The sequence below is a fragment of the Neorhizobium sp. P1_A6 genome (assembly GCF_056406795.1).
In genome coordinates this window covers 74,496-94,287 of record NZ_JBFTZM010000005.1, presented here as the reverse complement: position 1 = coordinate 94,287, position 19,792 = coordinate 74,496, and the positions used below count along the sequence as shown (strand labels likewise).

20 protein-coding genes and 1 tRNA gene are annotated in these 19,792 nt (G+C 60.4%); 13 read left to right on the top strand and 8 right to left on the bottom strand.

Features of this window, described 5'->3' with window-relative positions:
* Positions 1-7: 7 nt before the first annotated feature.
* Positions 8-4,729 (bottom strand): glutamate synthase large subunit, encoded by a 4,722-nt coding sequence (gene gltB, locus AC1D3C_RS12145; RefSeq protein ID WP_477483067.1) that lies wholly within the window; start codon positions 4,727-4,729, stop codon positions 8-10.
* A 478-nt stretch (positions 4,730-5,207) separates the two neighbouring features.
* Between gltB and AC1D3C_RS12140 the strand changes: the two genes are divergently transcribed.
* The gene (locus tag AC1D3C_RS12140) at positions 5,208-6,260 is read left to right on the top strand and encodes a threonine aldolase family protein (protein WP_477483066.1); all 1,053 of its coding nucleotides are present in this window, start codon (positions 5,208-5,210) and stop codon (positions 6,258-6,260) included.
* A gap of 9 nt (positions 6,261-6,269) precedes the next feature.
* Here AC1D3C_RS12140 and AC1D3C_RS12135 read toward each other — a convergent pair whose 3' ends face one another.
* Entirely contained in the window at positions 6,270-7,127 is an 858-nt protein-coding gene (locus AC1D3C_RS12135; RefSeq protein ID WP_477483065.1) for a LysR family transcriptional regulator, read from the bottom strand.
* A gap of 89 nt (positions 7,128-7,216) precedes the next feature.
* On the opposite strand from AC1D3C_RS12135, the gene AC1D3C_RS12130 reads away from it, so the two are divergent.
* From AC1D3C_RS12130 to AC1D3C_RS12120, 3 genes are all read left to right on the top strand, one after another.
* Positions 7,217-8,218: a bile acid:sodium symporter family protein gene (locus AC1D3C_RS12130; RefSeq protein ID WP_477483064.1), complete on the top strand. Its 1,002-nt coding sequence runs from the start codon at positions 7,217-7,219 to the stop codon at positions 8,216-8,218.
* A gap of 84 nt (positions 8,219-8,302) precedes the next feature.
* Entirely contained in the window at positions 8,303-8,548 is a 246-nt protein-coding gene (locus AC1D3C_RS12125; RefSeq protein WP_247038370.1) for a DUF4160 domain-containing protein, read from the top strand.
* Positions 8,535-8,948: a DUF2442 domain-containing protein gene (locus tag AC1D3C_RS12120; RefSeq protein WP_477483063.1), complete on the top strand. Its 414-nt coding sequence runs from the start codon at positions 8,535-8,537 to the stop codon at positions 8,946-8,948. Before AC1D3C_RS12125 ends, AC1D3C_RS12120 begins: the two co-directional genes overlap by 14 nt.
* Positions 8,949-9,038: 90 nt before the next feature.
* On the opposite strand, the gene AC1D3C_RS12115 is transcribed toward AC1D3C_RS12120, so the two are convergent.
* Positions 9,039-9,521, bottom strand: coding sequence for an Hsp20 family protein (locus AC1D3C_RS12115; protein WP_038545126.1), 483 nt, complete (start codon positions 9,519-9,521; stop codon positions 9,039-9,041).
* Positions 9,522-9,873: 352 nt separating this feature from the next.
* Entirely contained in the window at positions 9,874-10,257 is a 384-nt protein-coding gene (locus tag AC1D3C_RS12110; protein WP_477483062.1) for a YciI family protein, read from the bottom strand.
* A 425-nt stretch (positions 10,258-10,682) separates the two neighbouring features.
* On the opposite strand from AC1D3C_RS12110, the gene AC1D3C_RS12105 reads away from it, so the two are divergent.
* Entirely contained in the window at positions 10,683-11,651 is a 969-nt protein-coding gene (locus AC1D3C_RS12105; RefSeq protein WP_247038378.1) for an alpha/beta fold hydrolase, read from the top strand.
* 21 nt (positions 11,652-11,672) lie between these two features.
* On the opposite strand, the gene hisN is transcribed toward AC1D3C_RS12105, so the two are convergent.
* Both hisN and AC1D3C_RS12095 read right to left on the bottom strand, forming a co-directional pair.
* Positions 11,673-12,449: a histidinol-phosphatase gene (gene hisN / locus AC1D3C_RS12100; RefSeq protein WP_477483061.1), complete on the bottom strand. Its 777-nt coding sequence runs from the start codon at positions 12,447-12,449 to the stop codon at positions 11,673-11,675.
* 352 nt (positions 12,450-12,801) lie between these two features.
* The gene (locus tag AC1D3C_RS12095; RefSeq protein ID WP_247038363.1) at positions 12,802-13,689 is read right to left on the bottom strand and encodes an N-formylglutamate amidohydrolase; all 888 of its coding nucleotides are present in this window, start codon (positions 13,687-13,689) and stop codon (positions 12,802-12,804) included.
* Positions 13,690-13,873: 184 nt separating this feature from the next.
* Here AC1D3C_RS12095 and cpdR1 point away from each other — a divergent pair, with 184 nt between their 5' ends.
* The gene (cpdR1, locus tag AC1D3C_RS12090; RefSeq protein ID WP_037077221.1) at positions 13,874-14,236 is read left to right on the top strand and encodes a response regulator CpdR1; all 363 of its coding nucleotides are present in this window, start codon (positions 13,874-13,876) and stop codon (positions 14,234-14,236) included.
* Between the two features lie 117 nt (positions 14,237-14,353).
* Positions 14,354-14,428 (top strand) — tRNA-Val (locus tag AC1D3C_RS12085).
* Between the two features lie 65 nt (positions 14,429-14,493).
* On the opposite strand, the gene AC1D3C_RS12080 is transcribed toward AC1D3C_RS12085, so the two are convergent.
* The gene (locus AC1D3C_RS12080) at positions 14,494-15,636 is read right to left on the bottom strand and encodes a tyrosine-type recombinase/integrase (RefSeq protein WP_477483060.1); all 1,143 of its coding nucleotides are present in this window, start codon (positions 15,634-15,636) and stop codon (positions 14,494-14,496) included.
* Positions 15,637-15,965: 329 nt separating this feature from the next.
* On the opposite strand from AC1D3C_RS12080, the gene AC1D3C_RS12075 reads away from it, so the two are divergent.
* The 3 genes from AC1D3C_RS12075 (at position 15,966) to AC1D3C_RS12065 (ending at position 17,705) form a co-directional block, all read left to right on the top strand.
* Positions 15,966-16,409, top strand: coding sequence for a hypothetical protein (locus AC1D3C_RS12075; protein WP_477483059.1), 444 nt, complete (start codon positions 15,966-15,968; stop codon positions 16,407-16,409).
* A gap of 197 nt (positions 16,410-16,606) precedes the next feature.
* Complete coding sequence (locus AC1D3C_RS12070) at positions 16,607-17,290, top strand: hypothetical protein (protein ID WP_477483058.1); 684 nt, start codon at positions 16,607-16,609, stop codon at positions 17,288-17,290.
* A gap of 7 nt (positions 17,291-17,297) precedes the next feature.
* The gene (locus tag AC1D3C_RS12065; protein WP_477483057.1) at positions 17,298-17,705 is read left to right on the top strand and encodes a DUF3768 domain-containing protein; all 408 of its coding nucleotides are present in this window, start codon (positions 17,298-17,300) and stop codon (positions 17,703-17,705) included.
* A gap of 62 nt (positions 17,706-17,767) precedes the next feature.
* On the opposite strand, the gene AC1D3C_RS12060 is transcribed toward AC1D3C_RS12065, so the two are convergent.
* On the bottom strand, positions 17,768-18,034 hold the full coding sequence (locus AC1D3C_RS12060; RefSeq protein WP_477483056.1) for a helix-turn-helix domain-containing protein: 267 nt from the start codon (positions 18,032-18,034) through the stop codon (positions 17,768-17,770).
* Positions 18,035-18,182: 148 nt separating this feature from the next.
* Between AC1D3C_RS12060 and AC1D3C_RS12055 the strand changes: the two genes are divergently transcribed.
* The 3 genes from AC1D3C_RS12055 to AC1D3C_RS12045 all read left to right on the top strand — a co-directional run bounded on the left by AC1D3C_RS12055 (position 18,183) and on the right by AC1D3C_RS12045 (position 19,776).
* Positions 18,183-18,701, top strand: a complete 519-nt coding sequence (locus AC1D3C_RS12055; RefSeq protein ID WP_477483055.1) for a DUF805 domain-containing protein — start codon at positions 18,183-18,185, stop codon at positions 18,699-18,701.
* Positions 18,702-18,791: 90 nt separating this feature from the next.
* Positions 18,792-19,145 (top strand): hypothetical protein, encoded by a 354-nt coding sequence (locus AC1D3C_RS12050; protein ID WP_477483054.1) that lies wholly within the window; start codon positions 18,792-18,794, stop codon positions 19,143-19,145.
* Positions 19,138-19,776, top strand: coding sequence for a hypothetical protein (locus tag AC1D3C_RS12045; protein ID WP_477483053.1), 639 nt, complete (start codon positions 19,138-19,140; stop codon positions 19,774-19,776). The genes AC1D3C_RS12050 and AC1D3C_RS12045 overlap by 8 nt, the downstream gene beginning before the upstream one ends.
* Positions 19,777-19,792: the final 16 nt, after the last annotated feature.

Here is a 19,792-nt window from a genome sequence, read left to right as displayed (position 1 = left end):
GGTGAAGTTACTCCGCAGCGACGCCCATCCGCATCCGCTCCATCTCCACCAGAGCACGGCGGTATTCGACCGGCATGACCTTGCGGAATTTCGGGCGGTATTCGCTCCAGCGGTCGAGGATTTCCTTGGCGCGGTTGGAGCCCGTGTAGTGCAGGTGGTTGGAGATCAGCTGGTAGAGGCGTTCCTCGTCGTGGCGCGTCATGTCCTCGGAAACGTCGACGCGTCCCTTGTGCATGAGGTCGCCACCGTGATGGTGCAGCTTCTCCAGCATGTCGTCCTCTTCCGGAACCGGTTCGAGTTCGACCATCGCCATGTTGCAGCGCTTGGCGAAATCGCCGGTCTCGTCGAGCACGTAGGCGACGCCGCCGGACATGCCCGCCGCGAAGTTGCGGCCCGTCTCGCCGAGCACGACGACGATGCCGCCGGTCATGTATTCGCAGCCGTGGTCACCCACGCCCTCGACCACCGCGATCGCGCCGGAATTGCGAACGGCGAAACGCTCGCCGGCAACGCCGCGGAAATAGCACTCGCCGGTGATCGCGCCGTAAAGCACGGTGTTGCCGACGATGATCGAGTTCTCCGCGACGATCCTGGAGTTCTCCGGCGGGCGCACGATGATGCGGCCGCCCGACAGGCCCTTGCCGACATAGTCGTTGCCGTCACCGACCAGATCGAACGTGATGCCGTGCGCAAGGAACGCACCGAACGACTGTCCGGCCGTGCCGCGCAGCGTCACATGGATCGTGTCGTCCTTGAGGCCCTTGTGGCGCCAGCGCTTGGCAAGCGCACCCGAAAGCATGGCACCGACGGAACGGTCGACGTTTTTGATCGGCACTTCAAAGACCACCGGCTCCTTGTTCTCAAGGGCAGCCTGCGACTTCTCGATCAGCTTGCGGTCAAGAATGTCGTCTATCGGATGCTTCTGGCGCTGCGTCCAGTAGGTCGCCTCCTTCGGAGCCTCCACCTTGTGGAAGATCTTCGAGAAATCGAGGCCCTTGGACTTCCAGTGGGCGATCATCTCGTCCTTTTCCAGAAGCTCGACCATGCCGATAATCTCGTCGAAGCGGGTAAAGCCCAGAGACGCCAGGATCTCGCGCACTTCTTCGGCGACGAAGAAGAAATAGTTGATGACATGCTCCGGCGTGCCCTTGAAGCGCTTGCGCAGAACCGGATCCTGCGTCGCCACACCCACCGGACAGGTGTTCAGGTGGCACTTGCGCATCATGATGCAGCCGGCGGCGATGACCGGAGCGGTCGCAAAGCCGAATTCGTCGGCACCCAGCAGCGCGCCGATGATGACGTCGCGGCCGGTCTTCAGGCCACCGTCGACCTGCAGGGCGATGCGCGAGCGAAGACCGTTCAGCACCAGCGTCTGCTGGGTTTCGGCAAGGCCGATTTCCCAAGGGGAACCCGCATGCTTCAGCGAGGTCAGCGGCGATGCGCCGGTGCCGCCGTCGAAACCGGCAACCGTGATATGGTCAGCACGCGCCTTGGCCACACCTGCGGCAACCGTGCCGACGCCCACTTCCGAGACGAGCTTGACGGAAATGTCGGCGGTCGAGTTGACGTTCTTCAAGTCGTAGATCAGCTGCGCCAGATCTTCGATCGAATAGATGTCGTGGTGCGGAGGCGGCGAGATGAGGCCGACGCCCGGCGTCGAATGCCGGGTCTTGGCGACCGTCGCGTCGACCTTGTGGCCGGGCAGCTGGCCGCCTTCGCCGGGCTTTGCACCCTGCGCCACCTTGATCTGCAGCATGTCGGCGTTGACCAGGTATTCGGTCGTGACGCCGAAGCGGCCGGACGCGACCTGCTTGATCGCCGAGCGTTCGGGGTTCTGAGAACCGTCCGGCAGCGGCATGTAGCGGTCGCTTTCCTCGCCGCCCTCGCCAGTGTTCGACTTGCCGCCGATCCGGTTCATGGCGATGGCGAGCGTCGTATGCGCCTCACGGCTGATCGAACCGAACGACATGGCGCCGGTCGAGAACCGCTTGACGATATCGACGGCCGGCTCCACCTCGTCGATCGAGACAGGCTCGCGGCCGATCGCTTCGGCAGACTTGATCTTGAACAGGCCGCGAATGGTGTTCATCCGCACCGCCGTCTCGTTCACCATCTCGGCGAATTCGCGGTACCGCTCCTGGCTGTTGCCGCGCACCGCGTGCTGCAGCGTTGCGACCACATCCGGCGTCCAGGCATGGCTTTCGCCGCGCATCCGGTAGGCATATTCGCCGCCGATATCGAGCGTCGAGGCCAGGACCGGGTCCTTGCCGAACGCGGCGTGGTGCCGGGAAACCGTTTCCTCAGCGATCTCTTCCAGACCGACGCCTTCGATGTTCGAAGCCGTGCCGAAGAAATACTTCTCGACCAGACCCGAAGACAGGCCGATGGCATCGAAGATCTGCGCACCGCAATAGGACTGGTAGGTCGAGATGCCCATCTTGGACATGACCTTGAGGATGCCCTTACCGACCGCCTTGATATAGCGATAGACGATTTCCGAGGAATCCACTTCCTTGGGGAATTCGCCGCGCATGTGCATGTCGGTCAGCGTGTCGAAGGCAAGATAGGGGTTGATGGCTTCCGCGCCATAACCGGCGAGACAGCAGAAGTGATGGATCTCGCGCGGCTCGCCGCTCTCGACGACGAGGCCGACCGAGGTTCTGAGCCCCTTGCGGATCAGGTGATGGTGCACGGCAGCCGTCGCCAGCAGTGCCGGGATCGCGATGCGGTCCGGGCCGATCTGGCGGTCGGAGAGCACGATGATGTTGTAGCCGCCCTTGACCGCTGCTTCCGCGCGTTCACAGAGACGGTCCAGCATTTCCGGCATGCCTTCGGCGCCACGCTCGATATCATAGGTAAAATCGAGCGTCTTGGTGTCGAACCGGTCTTCGGTGTGGCCGATCGAGCGGATCTTCTCGAGGTCGCCATTGGTCAGGATCGGCTGGCGCACTTCCAGGCGCTTGGCGTTCGCAGCCCCCTCGTGGTCGAGAATGTTCGGGCGCGGGCCGATGAACGACACGAGGCTCATGACCAGCTCCTCGCGGATCGGGTCGATCGGCGGGTTGGTGACCTGCGCAAAGTTCTGCTTGAAATAGGTGTAGAGCAGCTTCGACTTTTCAGACATCGCCGAGATCGGCGTGTCGGTGCCCATCGAACCGATGGCTTCCTGGCCCGTCGTCGCCATTGGCGACATCAGGATCTTGGTGTCTTCCGAGGTGTAGCCGAAGGCCTGCTGACGGTCGAGCAGCGACACGTCGCGACGTAGCGCCCGCGGCTCCACCGGCTTCAGATCTTCGAGGATGAGCTGGGTCTTGTCCAGCCACTTGCCGTAGGGATGCTTGGTCGCAAGTTCGGACTTTAGCTCCTCGTCGGAGATGATCTGGCCCTTTTCCATGTCGATCAGCAGCATCTTGCCGGGCTGCAGGCGCCACTTCTTGACGATGTTCTCTTCCGGCACCGGCAGCACGCCCGCTTCGGACGCCATGATGATGCGGTCGTCATCGGTGACCATGTAGCGGGCCGGACGCAGGCCGTTACGGTCGAGCGTCGCGCCGATTTGGCGACCGTCGGTGAAGGCAACGGCGGCCGGACCGTCCCACGGCTCCATCAGGGCGGCATGGTATTCGTAGAAGGCCTTACGCTCCTTCGACATCGACTGGTTGCCGGCCCAGGCTTCCGGGATCAGCATCATCACCGCATGGGCGAGCGAATACCCGCCGCGCACGAGGAACTCGAGCGCGTTGTCGAAACAGGCCGTGTCCGACTGGCCTTCGTAGGAAATCGGCCAGAGTTTGGAAATGTCGTCGCCGAAGAGAGGCGAAGAAACCGACGCCTGGCGCGCCGCCATCCAGTTGACGTTGCCGCGCAGCGTGTTGATTTCGCCGTTATGGGCGACCATGCGGTAGGGATGCGCGAGCTTCCAGGACGGGAATGTGTTGGTCGAGAAGCGCTGGTGGACAAGCGCCACCGCCGTCTCGAACCGAGGGTCGGCAAGATCCTTGTAATAGGCACCGACCTGATAGGCGAGGAACATGCCCTTGTAGACGATCGTCGAGGACGACAGCGACACCGGATAGAAACCCATGTCGACGCCACCGAACGCGTCATAGATGCGGTTGGAGATCACCTTGCGGATCAGGAACAGCTTGCGCTCGAAATCATGGTTGGTCGCGGCATCCTTGCCGGCGCCGATGAAGACCTGAACGTGATGCGGTTCGGTGGCGGCGATGTCAGGCGCCTTGGAGAGTGACGCGTTATCGACCGGCACATCGCGGAAACCGAGGAACTGCTGCCCCTCCTCCGCGACGACGTCCTGGATTACCTTCTTATAGTGCTCGATTTCATCCGCCTTGCGCGGCATGAAGATGTGGCCGACGGCATATTCGCCGGCCTTCGGCAGGGTGACACCCTGCTTTGCCATCTCCTCGCGGAAAAAACGGTCGGGGATCTGCACCAGAATGCCGGCACCATCGCCCATCAGCGGATCAGCGCCGACGGCACCGCGATGCGTCAGGTTTTCGAGGATGAACAGGCCATCCTTGACGATCTGGTGCGACTTCTTGCCCTTCATATGGGCAATAAAGCCGACGCCGCAGGCATCGTGCTCATTGCGCGGGTGATAGAGGCCCTGAGCCATCGGCAAACCGCCGGCGGCAAATGGAACGCGAACTGTCGTCTCAGCCGACATCGGGGCTTCAGCGCCGGATATCTCGGAGATGGTCTTCGTCATCGTCATTCCTCCTGTTGGCCGCCTTCGGCAGCGGGCAAAGTGGCTCTCAATTGTCTCTTGGGGATGACAGGGCCGAGGCTCCATCCCGTGCTTCATGCGATGGCGCCGCTCCGGTGCGGTTGCAGCTTCGCAGCGCAACATAACCCGGATCGGCGCGAACGTCAGCGGGAAAGACACGCAAAATAACGCTTCTTTTCCCGAAATTAGGACAGCACTTCTGTCCTAATTTCCAAAATCTATGCCATAGAAGTTAACCCGCGACAAGAGCGGTCATTAAAAATCTCCCGCCTTTTGCGACAGAAGATTACGCCGAATGGCGTAGATGTGGAAATTTAATTACAATCGAGGGCGTTTTAAAGCGTGGCGGGTGCTGACCTAACCGTTTTGGCCGCTCGACCGCCCTCGCCGATTGATTACCGGTTCAAAAAGATTAATCTCCCCAAGCTTCCGAGACAAAACTTCCAGGGTATTTTTCAGAATGTTTTTCGCTTCCGACAATTGGGCCGGCGCCCATCCTTCGATCAATGAACGCCTCTCCAAGGAGTCGACCCGGTTTGCCGCCGCCTATGGCAACAGCGATCTCGACAAGGCGGTCGAAGCCCGTTTCAACGAGATTTTCGAGCGGGACGTCTCGGTCTATTTCGTCTCTACTGGTACGGCTGCCAATTCGCTGTCGCTCGCCAGCATCGCGCGGGTCGGCGGCGTCACCTTCTCTCACACGGAAGCGCATGTAATCGAGGATGAGTGCGGCGCGCCCGACTTCTTTTCGGGCATGCGCATGGTCCCCGTCGAAGGCGAAGACGGCAAGATGGATCCGGAGAAGCTCAGCGCCCGCATCGCCGGCTTTCCGCAGGATTCGCTGCATCACGGCCGCGCCGCTGCCGTCACCCTCACCCAGGCGACCGAGACCGGCACCATCTACACGCTCGACGAGATCGACGCGATCACCGCGATTGCCAAGGCGAACGGCCTGCCCGTGCATATGGACGGCGCCCGTTTCGCCAACGCACTGGTCTCGCTCGACGTCTCCCCCGCCGAAATGACCTGGAAGCGCGGCATCGACATCCTCTCCTTCGGCGGCACCAAGAACGGCTGCTGGTGTGCCGAAGCGATCGTGTTCTTCAATCCGGAACTCGCCAGGGACTTCGCCTTCATCCGCAAGCGCGCCGCCCAGCTCTTTTCCAAGACCCGCTTCATCTCGGCCCAGTTCGACGCCTACCTGCAGGATGGGCTCTGGCTCAACATGGCAAGCCACGCCAACAGCATGGCCGACCGCCTGCGCGCCGGCATCGGCTCGCTGAACAGCACGCGGCTTGCCTGGGACACGACCTCCAACGAGGTTTTCGCCGTCCTCAACAAGGCGTCGGCAGAAGCCGCCGAAGCAAGGGGTGCAAAATTCTACGGCTGGCCGGTGCCGACCAACATGCCGGAGCCGGTCAGGGACGACGAAACCCTGATCCGCCTCGTCACCTCGTTCGCCACCACCGAAGAGGACATCGACCAGTTTTTGGCGATCTGCAAGGCGGGTTGAAGCCTCAAGCTACACCTGACGCTGCGGCGCGATCTGCGCCACGATCAGGCTCGACAGCGCTTCCATGAGCGCGGCATCGGCGCCGCGCCGTGGGACCAGCACGAACTCCACGTCTTCCAGCACCGGCAGCCGGTCCGCGGCGATTTCCTTGAGCCCCGCCGGCGCCATGCTGCGCGGCTGGACAAGCACGCCCATGCCGGCCCGCGCCGCCGCCGTCAGTCCACTCAAGCTGCCGCAGGTGCAGACGATCCGCCAGGCCATCTTTTCCCGGTCGAGCGCTTCCTGGGCGACACGCCTCGTAATGCTCGGCGGCGGAAAGGCGATCAGCGGCAACGCATCGCCACGCGACAGGACATGGTCCGGATCGCGTGCCAGCCAGACCAGCGGTTCGCGATAAAGCAGCCGCCCATGCGTCTCGCCGATATGCCGCTTGGCGAGCACCAGGTCGAGATCGCCAATGTCCTGCATCTGGTAAAGCACGGCCGAGAGCGCCACGGTCAGTTCCAGATCGACCAGCGGATAAAGCCGGATGAAATCCTCGAGGATCGAGGTCAGCCGGCTCGCCACCACGTCTTCCGAAACTCCGAGCCGCAACCGCCCACGCAACCGGCTTTCGCCGAACAGCGAGGCGACCTTGCCGTTCAGATCCAGCATGCCGCGCGCATAGCCGACGAGTGCCTCGCCCTCCGCCGTCAGCCTCACCTGATGGGTATCGCGAAACACCAACTGACGGCCGAGCGATTTTTCCAGCCGTTGGATATGCTGGGTGACGGTCGACTGGCCGACGCCCAGCCGGGCCGCCGCTTCCGTGAAACTGCCGGTCTGCTGCAGCATGACGAAACTGTTCAGGTGATGAAGGTTCAGCATGGCTATCCGTTACCGTGATAACTGTTAGTGTTTGAATTCTGCTTCATGATAAGTGAAGGGTAAATCCTCAAATCCGAGGAATCTCGCCCATGAGCCGTTTTCTGCCGGACCACTTCACGGTCGTTCTCGTCTGCACCGTCATCCTCGCTTCGGTCCTGCCGATCCATGGCATCTATGCGGATTGGTTCAACGTCGCGACCGACATCGCCATTGGCCTGTTGTTCTTCCTGCATGGTGCGCGCCTGTCGCGCGACGTAGTGGTGGCCGGCGTCCTGCACTGGCGCCTGCACCTGACGATCCTGCTGACGACATTCGCGATCTTCCCGATTCTCGGGCTGATGATCGGATTTATTCCGGAAGATATCCTGGCGGCACCGCTTTATGCCGGCATCCTCTTCCTTTGCGTGCTCCCGTCGACCGTGCAGTCCTCGATCGCGTTTACCTCCATGGCCGGCGGCAACGTGCCGGCGGCGATCTGCGCCGCCTCCGGCTCCAACATCTTCGGCATGTTCCTGACGCCGCTTCTCGCCGGCATCCTGCTGTCGACCACCGGTGACGCCGGTTTCTCCTGGGATGCGCTCGAAAGCATCCTGCTGCAGCTTCTCGCCCCCTTCGTCGTCGGCCAGATCCTGCAGCCCTGGATCGGCAGCTGGATCCGCTCGAAGAAGAAGATGCTCGCCCCCGTCGACCGCGGCTCGATCCTGATGGTCGTCTACCTCGCCTTCTCGGAAGCGGTCATGGAAGGCCTGTGGCACACCTTCTCCGCGCTCGATATCGGCGTCGTCATCCTCGTCGACATGGCGCTGCTGGCAGTCGTCATCTGCATCACCATGTTCGGCAGCCGCGCGCTCGGCTTCAACAAGGAAGACGAGATCACCATCACCTTCTGCGGTTCGAAAAAGTCGCTCGCAAGCGGCGTGCCGATGGCCAATGCCATCTTCTCCGGCCAGTCCTCGTCGATCGGCGCCATCGTCCTGCCGCTGATGCTCTTCCACCAGATCCAGCTGATGGCCTGCGCCGTCATCGCCCAGAAATATGCGAACCGCCTGAAGGCGAAGAAGAAGGCTGTCGCGGCACCGGCTGCGGCTTGAGGGGCCGTGTTATTCACCTTTTACGATGAGAGATAGTAAAACCCAGGCGCTTTCCAAAGCGCTTGGGTTTTACTATATTGAGCCATGCCGACCGTTTTACGCTTTGCTGGCCTGCGCGTCGTGATCTATCCCAACGATCACCGTCCCGCGCATGTTCACGTAAAGGGCGGTGGAGAAGCGGTCTTCATCCTGAATTGTCCCGGCGGACCACTGGAGTTGCGGGAAAGCTACGGTTTCAAGCTCACGGAACTCCGCCGCATCGAGGAAGCCCTCGCAGAAGAAATAGCCGCTCTTTGTGCGGCATGGAGTGCCCATCATGGCGATTTCTGAACAGGAACTGAGAGCAGCCGAAGAACGTATGCAGGCTCTGCGGGAGGCGGGTTATGCCGTGTCGGCCCGTTATGATCGACGCTCGTCCCGCGTCGTGATCGGACTGAACACTGATGTCCAGGTGGCTATTCCGACGGGAAAGATCGAAGGCCTTTCCGAAGCCTCCCCGGATGAACTCTCCGGGATTGAGATCAGCCCCACGGGCCTTGGCCTTCATTGGCCGAAACTTGACGTCGACGTCTATGTCCCCGGCCTCCTCCAGGGCATTTTTGGATCGAAACGCTGGATGGCCGCTCAATTGGGTGCAGCCGGAGGTAAGGTCCGCTCAGCGGCGAAAGCGGCAACGGCCCGGGAAAATGGTCGCAAGGGTGGCCGTCCGCGAAAGACCGCAGCAAGTTAATCCCCCAAAAAGCGAAAAACGGCCCTTCCCCCAAGAGGAAGGGCCGCATTGGGCTTGCTCGACTATATCGACCGGGTGCCCGGCAGCGGGTTAGTTGACCTGCTGCGGGGTGACCTGAGCCTCGATCGTCTTCGGAGCGACTGCGTCTGCGGCAATCGCGATCCGACGGGGCTTCATGGCTTCCGGAATGTTCCGGAGGAGATCGATATGGAGCAGGCCGTTCTTCAGCGAAGCGGACTGCACTTCGACATGATCGGCGAGCTGGAAGCGGCGCTCGAAGGCGCGCTTGGCGATGCCGCGATAGAGGTATTCGCTCTGTTCGGCAGCAGTTTCGTCTTCGCTCTTTTCACCCTTCACGGTCAGCACGTTCGCATGGGCTTCGAGGCTCAGTTCCTTTTCATCGAAACCGGCAACGGCCATGGTGATGCGATAGGTGTTATCGCCGGTCCGCTCGATATTGTAGGGCGGATAGCTCGGCGTCTGATCTGCCGGCCCGCGATTGTCGAGCAGGTTGAAAAGACGGTCGAAACCGACGGTGGAACGATAAAGGGGCGAGAAATCGACGTGACGCATGGAGTCCTCCTTGGGAAGCGACGTTGCGGTTTTTATCTGGGTTTGCGCATCCCTTGATAGGCGATGCGGTCCCGTTCAGCGGACCCGTTTGGCGCCCGCAGAGTTCAGATGGGGATTGGTTTCCGCGGCTTCAAGAGCCCGGTTCGGGGCGCAGTTTTGCGCGTGAACCTGACATGAACGGCCCGTTTCGGGCCGGTTCAGGATCGTTTTGATAGAAAAGACAGTGGAAGGCAGACTGTCTCTCTCGACCGAAGCTCCATTCGTCCCTTCGCTTCGGTCATCAATTGCCGGAATCGCTTGGGGTATCCCTAGCCCCGCGATTCCGGCTTCTTTTTTCCTGCTGAAAACGCCTTCAGTCCTCGGCCCGAGACTCCAGCGATGCGCCCGGCAGATAAAGCAGGATCGGCCTGATTTCGTAGACCGCCGTCGGATTGGCCCGGCGCAGATCTCGGGCGGCAGCAATGGCCCCCTCGATCGTCGGAAAATCCACTACGTAGAGGCCGAGCAATTGCTCCTTGGTCTCGGCAAACGGTCCGTCGATGACCATGCCTTCGCTCTTGCCGCGCAGCGTCACCGCGCCCTCCGTCGGCCCGAGCCGGGCGGCAGGTCCCAGGGATTTCTGCGCAACCAGGCGGTCATTGACCTCGAGCAGCTCGGTCATCAGCGCCTGATCCTCCTCCTCGGTCCAGGATTGGACCACCCCCTCCTGGTGATAGGCAAGAATTGCGTAATACATGGCTTGTCTCCTCCCGATCTGGCCGGCATTGCGCGCAGAGCTCCATGGCCTTGACTACACATATTTGATCGCCACCGCGCAAGTCATCCGTCCAATCAGTGATTGCGGCAACCTCTCAGGTTGCGGTTGCCCCTCATCCGGCTGCCGCCACCTTCTCCCCGTTCTGACGGGGAGAAGAGGATATGCCGCACCCTCCTCGTCCCTCATAGGTCCTTGGGAAACACTAACTTCTTGCGAAAAGAGGGAGCGACGAACCGGCCACTTGCGTCCTTCTTCCCGTCAGAACGGGGAGAAGGTCCCGGCAGGGGGATGAGGGGCAACCCTGCACGCACCCCAACCCACATCACATCCTCCAAACAACAATCTCCTTGACGTCCCGCCGCCGCTGGCTGACGCTGGCCGGCATGAGCGAAGCAGCAGATTCCATCGGCGACATTCTCCACCCGACCCCGGGCAACCCGGCGCCGGCCAATTATTCGGCCGGCTATTTCACCGGCCATCGCGGCACAAGGTTGCGCTACGGTCTGTTTCGCTCCGAGATATCACCGGCGATCGGCACTATCGTGCTCGTGCAGGGCCGCAACGAGTCCATCGAAAAATACTTCGAAACGATCCGTGACCTCAACGCCATGGGCCTCTGGGTCGCGACCTTCGATCTGCGCGGCCAGGGCGGATCGCAACGACTGACGAAAAACCCGCGCAAGGGCCATGTCCGCCGCTTTTCCGATTACGAGCGGGATCTCGAGATCTTCCTCGAACATATCGTACTGCCGGATGCCCGCCTGCCGTTCTTCCTTGTTGCCCATTCGACCGGCGCCCTGATCGCGCTCTCGGCCGCCCCGCGGCTTTCGAACCGCATCAACCGGATGGCGGTTGCGGCGCCCTATATCGCGCTCTCGGGTCAGGGTGTCCCGGAAGGCTTCATCCGCACGCTTGCCGGGATTGCGAGCTGGACCGGTTTCGGCCGCGTCTCGATGGGCACCGATCGCAGCAACCGCGCCTTCGAAGGCAACCCGCTGACCTCCGACCGCAAGCGTTTCGCCCGCAACATGGAGATCGGCGCCGCCCATCCGGAGCTGGCGATCGGCCCGCCGACGGCCCGCTGGCTGCACGAGACGTTCAAGGCCGCTCGCCGCGTATCTTCTCAATCGCATCTGACCAGGATCACCATTCCGACCCTGATCCTCGCTCCCGTTCTCGACGCCATCGTCCCCTATGCGGCGCAGGAGGAACTGTCGCGTAATTTCCGCGCCGGCCAGCTCATCACCATCAACGGCGGGCGCCACGAAGTGTTTCACGACAAGGATATCTATCGCGCCCAGGCGCTCGCGGCGATCGAGGCCTTCATGCCCGGCCAGGATGGCAGCTTCGGGCTTTCCGAAACCGCTGCTTGATCCGCGGGTCTGTCTGCCAACCTATTTGCCGGAAAGCAGCTTCATCGCTTCCGCATGCACAGCCTTGCTGCCTGCTGCAAGAATATTGCCGCCGTTTTCCGGGCGCCCGCCGTCCCAGGTGGTGATGATGCCGCCCGCCTGCTCGATGATCGGGATCAGCGCGCCGACGTCATAAGGCTTCAGGTTGTTCTCGACCACGATATCCACATGGCCGGAGGCGAGCAGCACATAGGCGTAGCAATCGCAGCCGTAACGGAACAGCTGCACCTTTTCCTCGACCGAACGGTATCTCGCCAGATCGTCGCCGGCAAAGATATGTGGCGACGTGGTGAACAGGGTGGCATCGGCAAGGCTGCCGCAGTCGCGCACCGAAATCTGGCGCTCGCCATCCGGGCCGGAATACCAGGCGCGGGTGCCGTCGGCGAAATAACGCTCGCCTATAAAGGGCTGGTCCATCATCCCCATGGCGGCGCGGCCGTTCGACTGGAAGCCGATCAGCGTGCCCCAAACCGGCAGGCCGGAAATGAAGGCGCGCGTACCGTCGATCGGATCGATCACCCAGACATGTTCGCGGTCGAGGCCGACATTGCCATGCTCTTCGCCGAGAATGCCGTGCTCGGGAAACTTCTCACTGATCATCGCCCGGATCGCCGTCTCGGCGGCGCGGTCGCCTTCGGTCACCGGGTCGAACCCGCCCGGCAACTTGTTGACCACCGAAAGGCCGGTTCGGAAGCGTGGCAGGGTCTCGGCCTTGGCGGCGGCAGCAAGCGCATCGAAGAAGTCGCGATCGGGGAGCATGGGGAGATCCGCTGAGGAAGAGGTGATCTCTTCTAGGATACTCGCCTGAAACTGAAAACCGGATTCGCGTGATCCTGGGCAGAAAATCAAAAAACAATCGACCGGCGCCGAAAAACTCACCAAACCGCCCAAAAATGGCGCATATTTAATCAGTCAAAAAAGATGCTTGACATTTGTGCAGCGCACTCATAGCTTCAATGCACAGTCTTTGACTGTAAATACCCTCCTTGGGTGTTTCCTCCCTAGACTTAGCCGCGCCCACAAGCGCGGTTTTTTTTGCCCGCAATCGAGCTGGCGAGCCAGTCGCCCCGGCAGGCGGTAGACCAAACCTGTGGAAAACTTTTAAGGGAAGTTATTCGGCTGCGAGCGCGCTGTCGCCGCCTGCGAAGTCGACGACGAAGTCCGCCATCTGCCGCATGAAGGTCGAAAGTGCGGCTGCGATCACCGGGAATTCCGGCCGTCGAGCAAGCGTCATCTCGTCCACATAGAGCGCGCGGTTGATCTCGATCTGCAGCGCGTGCAGGCCGCGCACCGGTCGTCCGTAATGTTCGGTAATGAAGCCGCCGGCATAAGGTTTGTTGCGCACCGCCGAAAAACCCATGCCGTCGAGGAACTGCATCGCCGCCCGAGAGAGCTCGGCCGAGGCGCTGGTGCCGTAGCGGTCGCCGATGATGAAGTCGGGCCGCACATCCGAACCGGAGAGCCGGATATTGCCTGGCATCGAATGACAGTCGATCAGGATGGCAAGCCCGAAGCGGGCATGGGTGCGGGCAATCAGTTTGCGAAGGCAGGCGTGGTAAGGCTTGTAGATCGTTTCGATGCGGGACATCGCCTCGTCGACGGGCAGCCGGCGGCGGTAGATCTCCATGTTTTCGGCGACGATCCGCGGAATCGTGCCCAGCCCGCCTGCGACCCGCATAGAGCCGATATTGACGAAAGGCGGCAAAGGCCCGTCGAACATCCGCGGATCGAGCTCGTAGGGCTCCCGGTTGACGTCGAGATAGGCGCGCGGGAAATGGGCGAGAAGCAGCGGCGCACCAAGCTCCGGTGCGTCGGCGAAAAGCTCGTCGACATAATGGTCTGCGGAGCGGCGGATGGCGAGCGAATCAAGGCCGCTTTCGGCGAGAAATTCAGGCGGGTAGAAGCTGCCGCTATGAGGCGAATTGAAGACGAAGGGGATAGTCTGCGTGGCGGGCTCCCTCACTTCGAAATGTCCAAAATCACCTACGTTGCAATCCATCCTGCCTTTACCATGTCACGAACTTGTTCAGGAACTCATGTTGCCAGTTGCCCGAGGCGAAGTCCATACTATCTATACCCTACCAAATCCTCTTACACCCTCATTAAACGGATGTTTACCGCGCGTAGGCAGTGTAAGAGATACCGACAACTCTAAAAATTTGCATTGGATAACGGTCCTGGAGATGATTCAGAAAATCCTTCTCGCCGAAGACGATAACGACATGCGTCGTTTCCTGGTGAAGGCGCTTGAAAAGGCGGGCTACAAGGTCGCGTCCTTCGACAACGGCGCGAGCGCTTACGATCGCCTGCGCGAAGAACCCTTCTCGCTGCTCCTGACCGACATCGTCATGCCGGAAATGGACGGGATCGAACTCGCCCGCCGGGCGACGGAACTCGATCCTGACCTGAAGGTGATGTTCATCACCGGTTTTGCCGCCGTCGCGCTGAACTCCGATTCCAAGGCCCCGAAGGATGCCAAGGTGCTGTCGAAGCCCTTCCACCTGCGCGATCTTGTGGACGAAGTGAACAAGCTTCTGGCGGCCTGAAACCGGAAACCCGGCCGCAAAAGCCCTGATCTGCAAGGCCTTCAAAAAACCTTCGCATTTCCTAGAAAAAACCTGTTGACGGCCCGACCAGTCTATGGTCTATGCGCCGCCACGGATGGGCGTGTAGCTCAGCGGGAGAGCACTACGTTGACATCGTAGGGGTCACAGGTTCAATCCCTGTCACGCCCACCATCCGGTTTCCCTGCCCGCGCAGGCGTTTATGAGGTTAACGACATAACCCATTGTCCTCCTTTAATTTATTTGCCCAAGTTTCGCCCATGAAATCGCCGTTTGGCGGTTTCTAAGTGGTGGGGCGAGTGGTGCCCGTACGTGTCACGAATGGTCTTCTCAGAAGTCCCCGTGAAGCCAGAGACCTCCCAGAATGGGACACCTCGCTGAAGCATCCAGGTGATGCAGGTGTGCTTCATGACGTGCGGTGTAACCTCTTCGCCGAGGCCGGCCAAGTCGCGAGCACGATCCCAACCGCGCCTCTCTTTCTTGATCAACCTGCCTGCATATTCGACCGGCCCGATGGTCGTGATTCTGCGCCAACGGCTGACGTGTGGAATTAAGTTTTCGGGAATCGGAACCGGTGTTCGGCGCTTGTTCGTTTCTGTTTGCCCCTGCCCTCGCCTATAGAGAATGCCATTATGAAGATCTATCCACCCGCCGGACGAATTCGCGCCCCAGCGCAGCGCAAGGATCGCCTCATGTCGGGTGCCGCTATAGAGAGCCAGCAGGATGAACCGGGCTACATGGTAGGCGGGCTTGAACATCCTACCCCATTTGACCGGCTCCCGTGTCTCGATGTCGTACGCGACTGGAACGATCCCTAGTGACCCTGCCAAGAGCATTGCCACTTCAGAACGCGTGAGCCAACGTTCGCGAGCCGGTGACTTGGCCGGGAAGGTGACGGGCACGGGGTAGAGAAGCTTTTTCTCCCTATGGGCGAAGTTCAACGCCGAAGCGAGTGTTTCGAGTTCTCGCCGGGCAGTTCCTGCCTTCACGGCGCGCTTGCCAATCCTACCGCTGGTACGCGCCGCGACATAACCGCGGCAGGAGGTGCCGTCGATAGACGAGCACATCTTATCGCCGAAGAATTCGAGAAGAGTCCCGATGTGCCAACCGACGAGTTCGGGATGAGCAAGTTCCGGCGCACGCTGTTCACCGTAGAAAGCGAGTATATTAGCGACCGGCACCTCGCCCGGATTGCCCCGCCCCCATTCCGGGCGATGTTTTTCCGCTAAATACGTTTGGAGGGCGATCTCAGCCTTTGCGCGACCATCTTCGCCGCATCCCGTGCTACGCTCAGTTGTTCCGTCGAGGATGACCCATTGACCCGCACGACCCGAGCGGGGTTTACGCCAGTGGAGTCGGGCTCCTTTTGATTTTCGCGGCATTTCATCCTCATATCGACGATATCGCCGAGGGTTGTATAAATTTTGCCTGCTACCCGCTCATGGGCGAGGTTACCTTTCTCGATTTCTCTCCTAAGGCCGTTTGCCGTCATCGAACCGTCGGGAAAGCCTAGTTGGGCAGCTACTGAAAGCCTGAGGGGGCTATCCCGCTGTATTTCGCCTACAGCAACAAATTCTGACGAGGCCATCGCCAACGCCTCCTTCTATCTAAACAACCGGCGCTAGTTGTGCCAGTAGCACTATCATCACCTCATTTACATATGGGGGGATGTATGTCAAGGCTACTTGTGCCAGTAGCCCAAGGAGAAGACATGACCGAGCCCCGCGAAAAACGTGTCCCATTCATGATGTCAGAACGCGAACTACTGGAGGTGGACGAATGGCGATACGCGAACAAAGTGGCGACGAGAGCAGATGCGCTTCGCCGACTTTGCAAACTCGGCTTGGCGCTGGATCAACTCCTGCCCCAATTGCAGGAGGCGCTCGATGAAGCCCGAGGTGCTGCCACTAGAGCGCAGCGGGAGCTGTCGGGCGCCTCTCCAGGGAGGGACAAACAAAAGTCCCAAATCCCCGTCGAACTCGCTCTTACGTCGTTAAAGATGGGCACCGCGGTTGACGCAATGACGAGACGGGCTCGCATTTTAAAACAGTTTGAATATCCAGAAGAAAAACTAAAGGGGCTGGACGAACAAGGTGACGAGGTAACGGCCGCCTTCAAGGTTTTGGAGGCTCACCTTCAGCGCAAGCGCGACTAGCTGCCTGGGATTTTCTATCGTGATATGCCGTAGCGCTCGCTGGTTGCGAATTTCCTTAGAACTACTCTTGGTTGACATTTTGTAGTTTTTGTCTTATAAGTTGCATGTCATCGCAGTTTAATCGCCAATTTTCGAATGCCTGCGACTGACGACCCTGAGCGCCAATTTGGCGCTCTTTGCTTTTCAGGAGAACCCTCATGCACGCATCATCAAATGCAGTTTCGCACACCCGTTCATCGAAGATCACATTGCCGCCGGTTTCGATACTCGGTGGGCCACCGACAATAGCCGCCGTAACGCCAACGGCAGCAGCGGCCGAAGCCCCCATCCCCCTGCACATCCTCGTCGGCCTCGATGATCAAGGCAAGGCTCACGCATCCTGGTTCGGTGAAGAGGATGGCGATGCCGCAGCCGTCGCCGCCGACCTCATGGATATGGCGTTGCTCGATATTACTGGCGAGGAGCTGAGCGCCATCGCGGCGAAGCTGCCACGAGGCAAGCTGTTCGAAAGTGGCAAGGCATTCGTACCGTTCGTCAAGCGCACGGTGTACGACCAGCTCGCGACGTACTTCGATGAGGAGTTCCTAGCCTCGACTGCCGCTCGGGTGGAAGCTGCACAGGCGGCAGCAGCCGAAGGATATGCCAAGGCCAGCAAGGGCGAAGTGCCGCCCCGCCAGCCGGAAGATTGGTCGAAGATCATGGTCGGTGATTTGGTTCTGGCAGAAGACGCCCCGTCGGAAGGTTGGTTCGAGGCCGAGGTGATCGAACAGTCCGCCAACGACCAGTTTCGTCTGAAGTGGCGTGATTGGCCCGATCTTCCGAATTTCACCCGGGGCATCACCGATATCGCCCTGCTGCATCCCAAGCATGTGGCCGCGTGAGGCGATCATGCAGACGATCACGATATTGCCGATGATTGATATCGGTCCAGGCCCTTACAACAACCTTCGGCAGCTTACTGCGATGAACGTGGACAAGACCCGACTGATCAGCGACCTCAACGATCGGCTAAGAGAAACGTTCAGCGGCGGGAGGGTGATGTTGACGCGTGTTGTTCAAGCTCTCCCCGACGATGAGCGGGCGCAGCTGCTGCAGGCCGTGCGCCAGTTTGATGCCTTCGATGCGGCCAACGATCCGCACGGCGAACATGACTTCGGTCGCGTGCTGGTGGCAGGGCAAGGGTACTTTTGGAAGATCGACTATTTCGATAGCGACCTTCAGTACCTGTCACCCGATTCAGCCGACCCGGCGGTGACGACGCGCGTCATGACAATCATGCGGGAGGACGAATATTGAGCCTCCTGCTTCAAGTGAACGTTGACCCCAAAAGCCGCGATCGTTTCGCGGCTTCTTTTTTGTCAGCTGTTGCTCGGTTTTCGTCCTGCTCGCATTGCCGCAGGTCGGGGCCGGGCCGGGTCAACCTCAGCAAAAAAACGGCCGACCCGGACATCCAAGGCCGCGGCCAGAGCTTCCAAGACCAAGATAGTGACGTTCTCCTCGCCCCGTTCGATTCGGCCGACGTACGACCGGTCGATCGCCGCCTCAAGCGCAAGCCGTTCTTGAGAAAGGCCTCGCTCGACGCGCAGCTCGCGCAGATTCCAACCGATGAGTTTGCGGGCGTCCATGATGGCGCACAAGGCCACATTGAGTGCTTGACAATCGACGGACTGTCAGTCCCATATTCGTTGCAACACGTTTCACCTCGCAACCGAACCGATGCTTCCGGGGGAGCTCATCGCATCCGGGTATGCAGGTATTCTAAGGAACTGGACGATGACCGCCTATATTGACGCCATGCGCCGCTATATCGACTTCTCTGGGCGATCGACGCGAGCGCAGTTTTGGTTCTACCACCTCACGCTCGTCGGAATCGCGGTGGGCGCCTTCATCATCGATATCCTCATCAGCGGAGGCGGTGAACCGCAGCCGCTCATCTCTGCAGTGGTCGTGATGGGGCATTATATCCCCTCGTTGGCAATCATCGTCAGACGACTTCACGATTCCGGCAGCAGCGGTTGGCTGGTGTTGTTGTGCCTGATCCCCGGTATTGGGATCGTCGCCTTCATCGCCATCGGCTGCTTCGAGCCTACGCCGGGGCCGAACAGGTACGGCCTACCCCCTCAGCCTCACGCACATCCCGCCCTTGCTGCAGTCAGGGCAGCACCTCAACCCGCAACCGGGTCGGTGGTCGACCGCATCGAGAAGCTCGCAGCGTTGCGTGCGTCTGGTGCGATCGATGACGCCGAATACGCGCAGTTAAAGAACCAGATCTTGACCGGCGCAGGTCGCTGACGCTGCGGACCGCTGGCTTGCGGCCCCTCCCGCTGGGCGGGGTGCCTATTCATTTGGGAATCAAAAAAGTTCGTGAAATTTGGAGGGACAATGAAAATCGCGATCGGGATTATTTCGATGTTTTTGGGATTGCTGGTGCTGCTGCAGTCCTGCACGGTGGGCACCGCGTCCCATATGCTCGGGGAGCAAGCCACGGCGGATGCCGGTGCGGTCGGCATGCTGGTCGGGCTTCTCTACTTCGTCGGCGGAGCCTTTTCATTTGGCCTGCCGGTGGTGGCGATGGTTGTATTCGCGGTGGCCTCACTGCTGGCTTTGGCGGCGGGTGCACGCGGGAGCTTCAGCGACATGACGGTTTGGGCGGTCGTCGCCCTCATCCTCGCTGTAGGGGCCTTTTTCGCGTGGCGTTCGGCCCGCAAGGCGACGGTGGCGGCGAACAATGCGTAGTTTCATCCGTGCCGCCCTGATCTCGATTGGCCTGCTGGCGGGGGCAGGCAGTGCTCGCAGCGAGGACTTGCCCTATTTCGTTGGCAACGTCTGGGGCGTGTGGCAGCACCTCCCCCCGAAAAATGCCGAACCTGACGACAAGCCTCATTGCAGGCTGGGAACCACGACGTGGCCGAACAGGGGGCTGAACTTCGTGTACGTCCTCACCAGCGTCGATTACATCGAGCCCTGGCTGCAGATCTATTCAGAGAGCTGGGAGCTGACGGTCGGTAAAAAGACGAACGTCGACCTAATGACCATCGCCGGACCGTTAGGCTTCGAGCTGGCAGCTGAGAGCACCACATCCCTCGTTGGCTCAACCGATCCCAAGGTTGTCGGCAAGGACAAATCCTTCAACGTTGAAGCTGCCCTTTCCTACATGCTGGACTCGCGCCGAACAGGCATCAGCACGCGGGTCAAGTTCGCCGGTAACGAGCCGGAATGGTATATTTCGCCCATGGGGCAGTTCGAAACGTATCAGATCAACGCCAAGCTTAACGGCTGCATCGCCGACCTTCGTGGCAAAGCGGCTGATCTCTTCAGGCGCGACGGCGGCAAGCCTGACCGCAAAACCTCACCGTTTGCTGATTAGCTCGAATTCCACATCC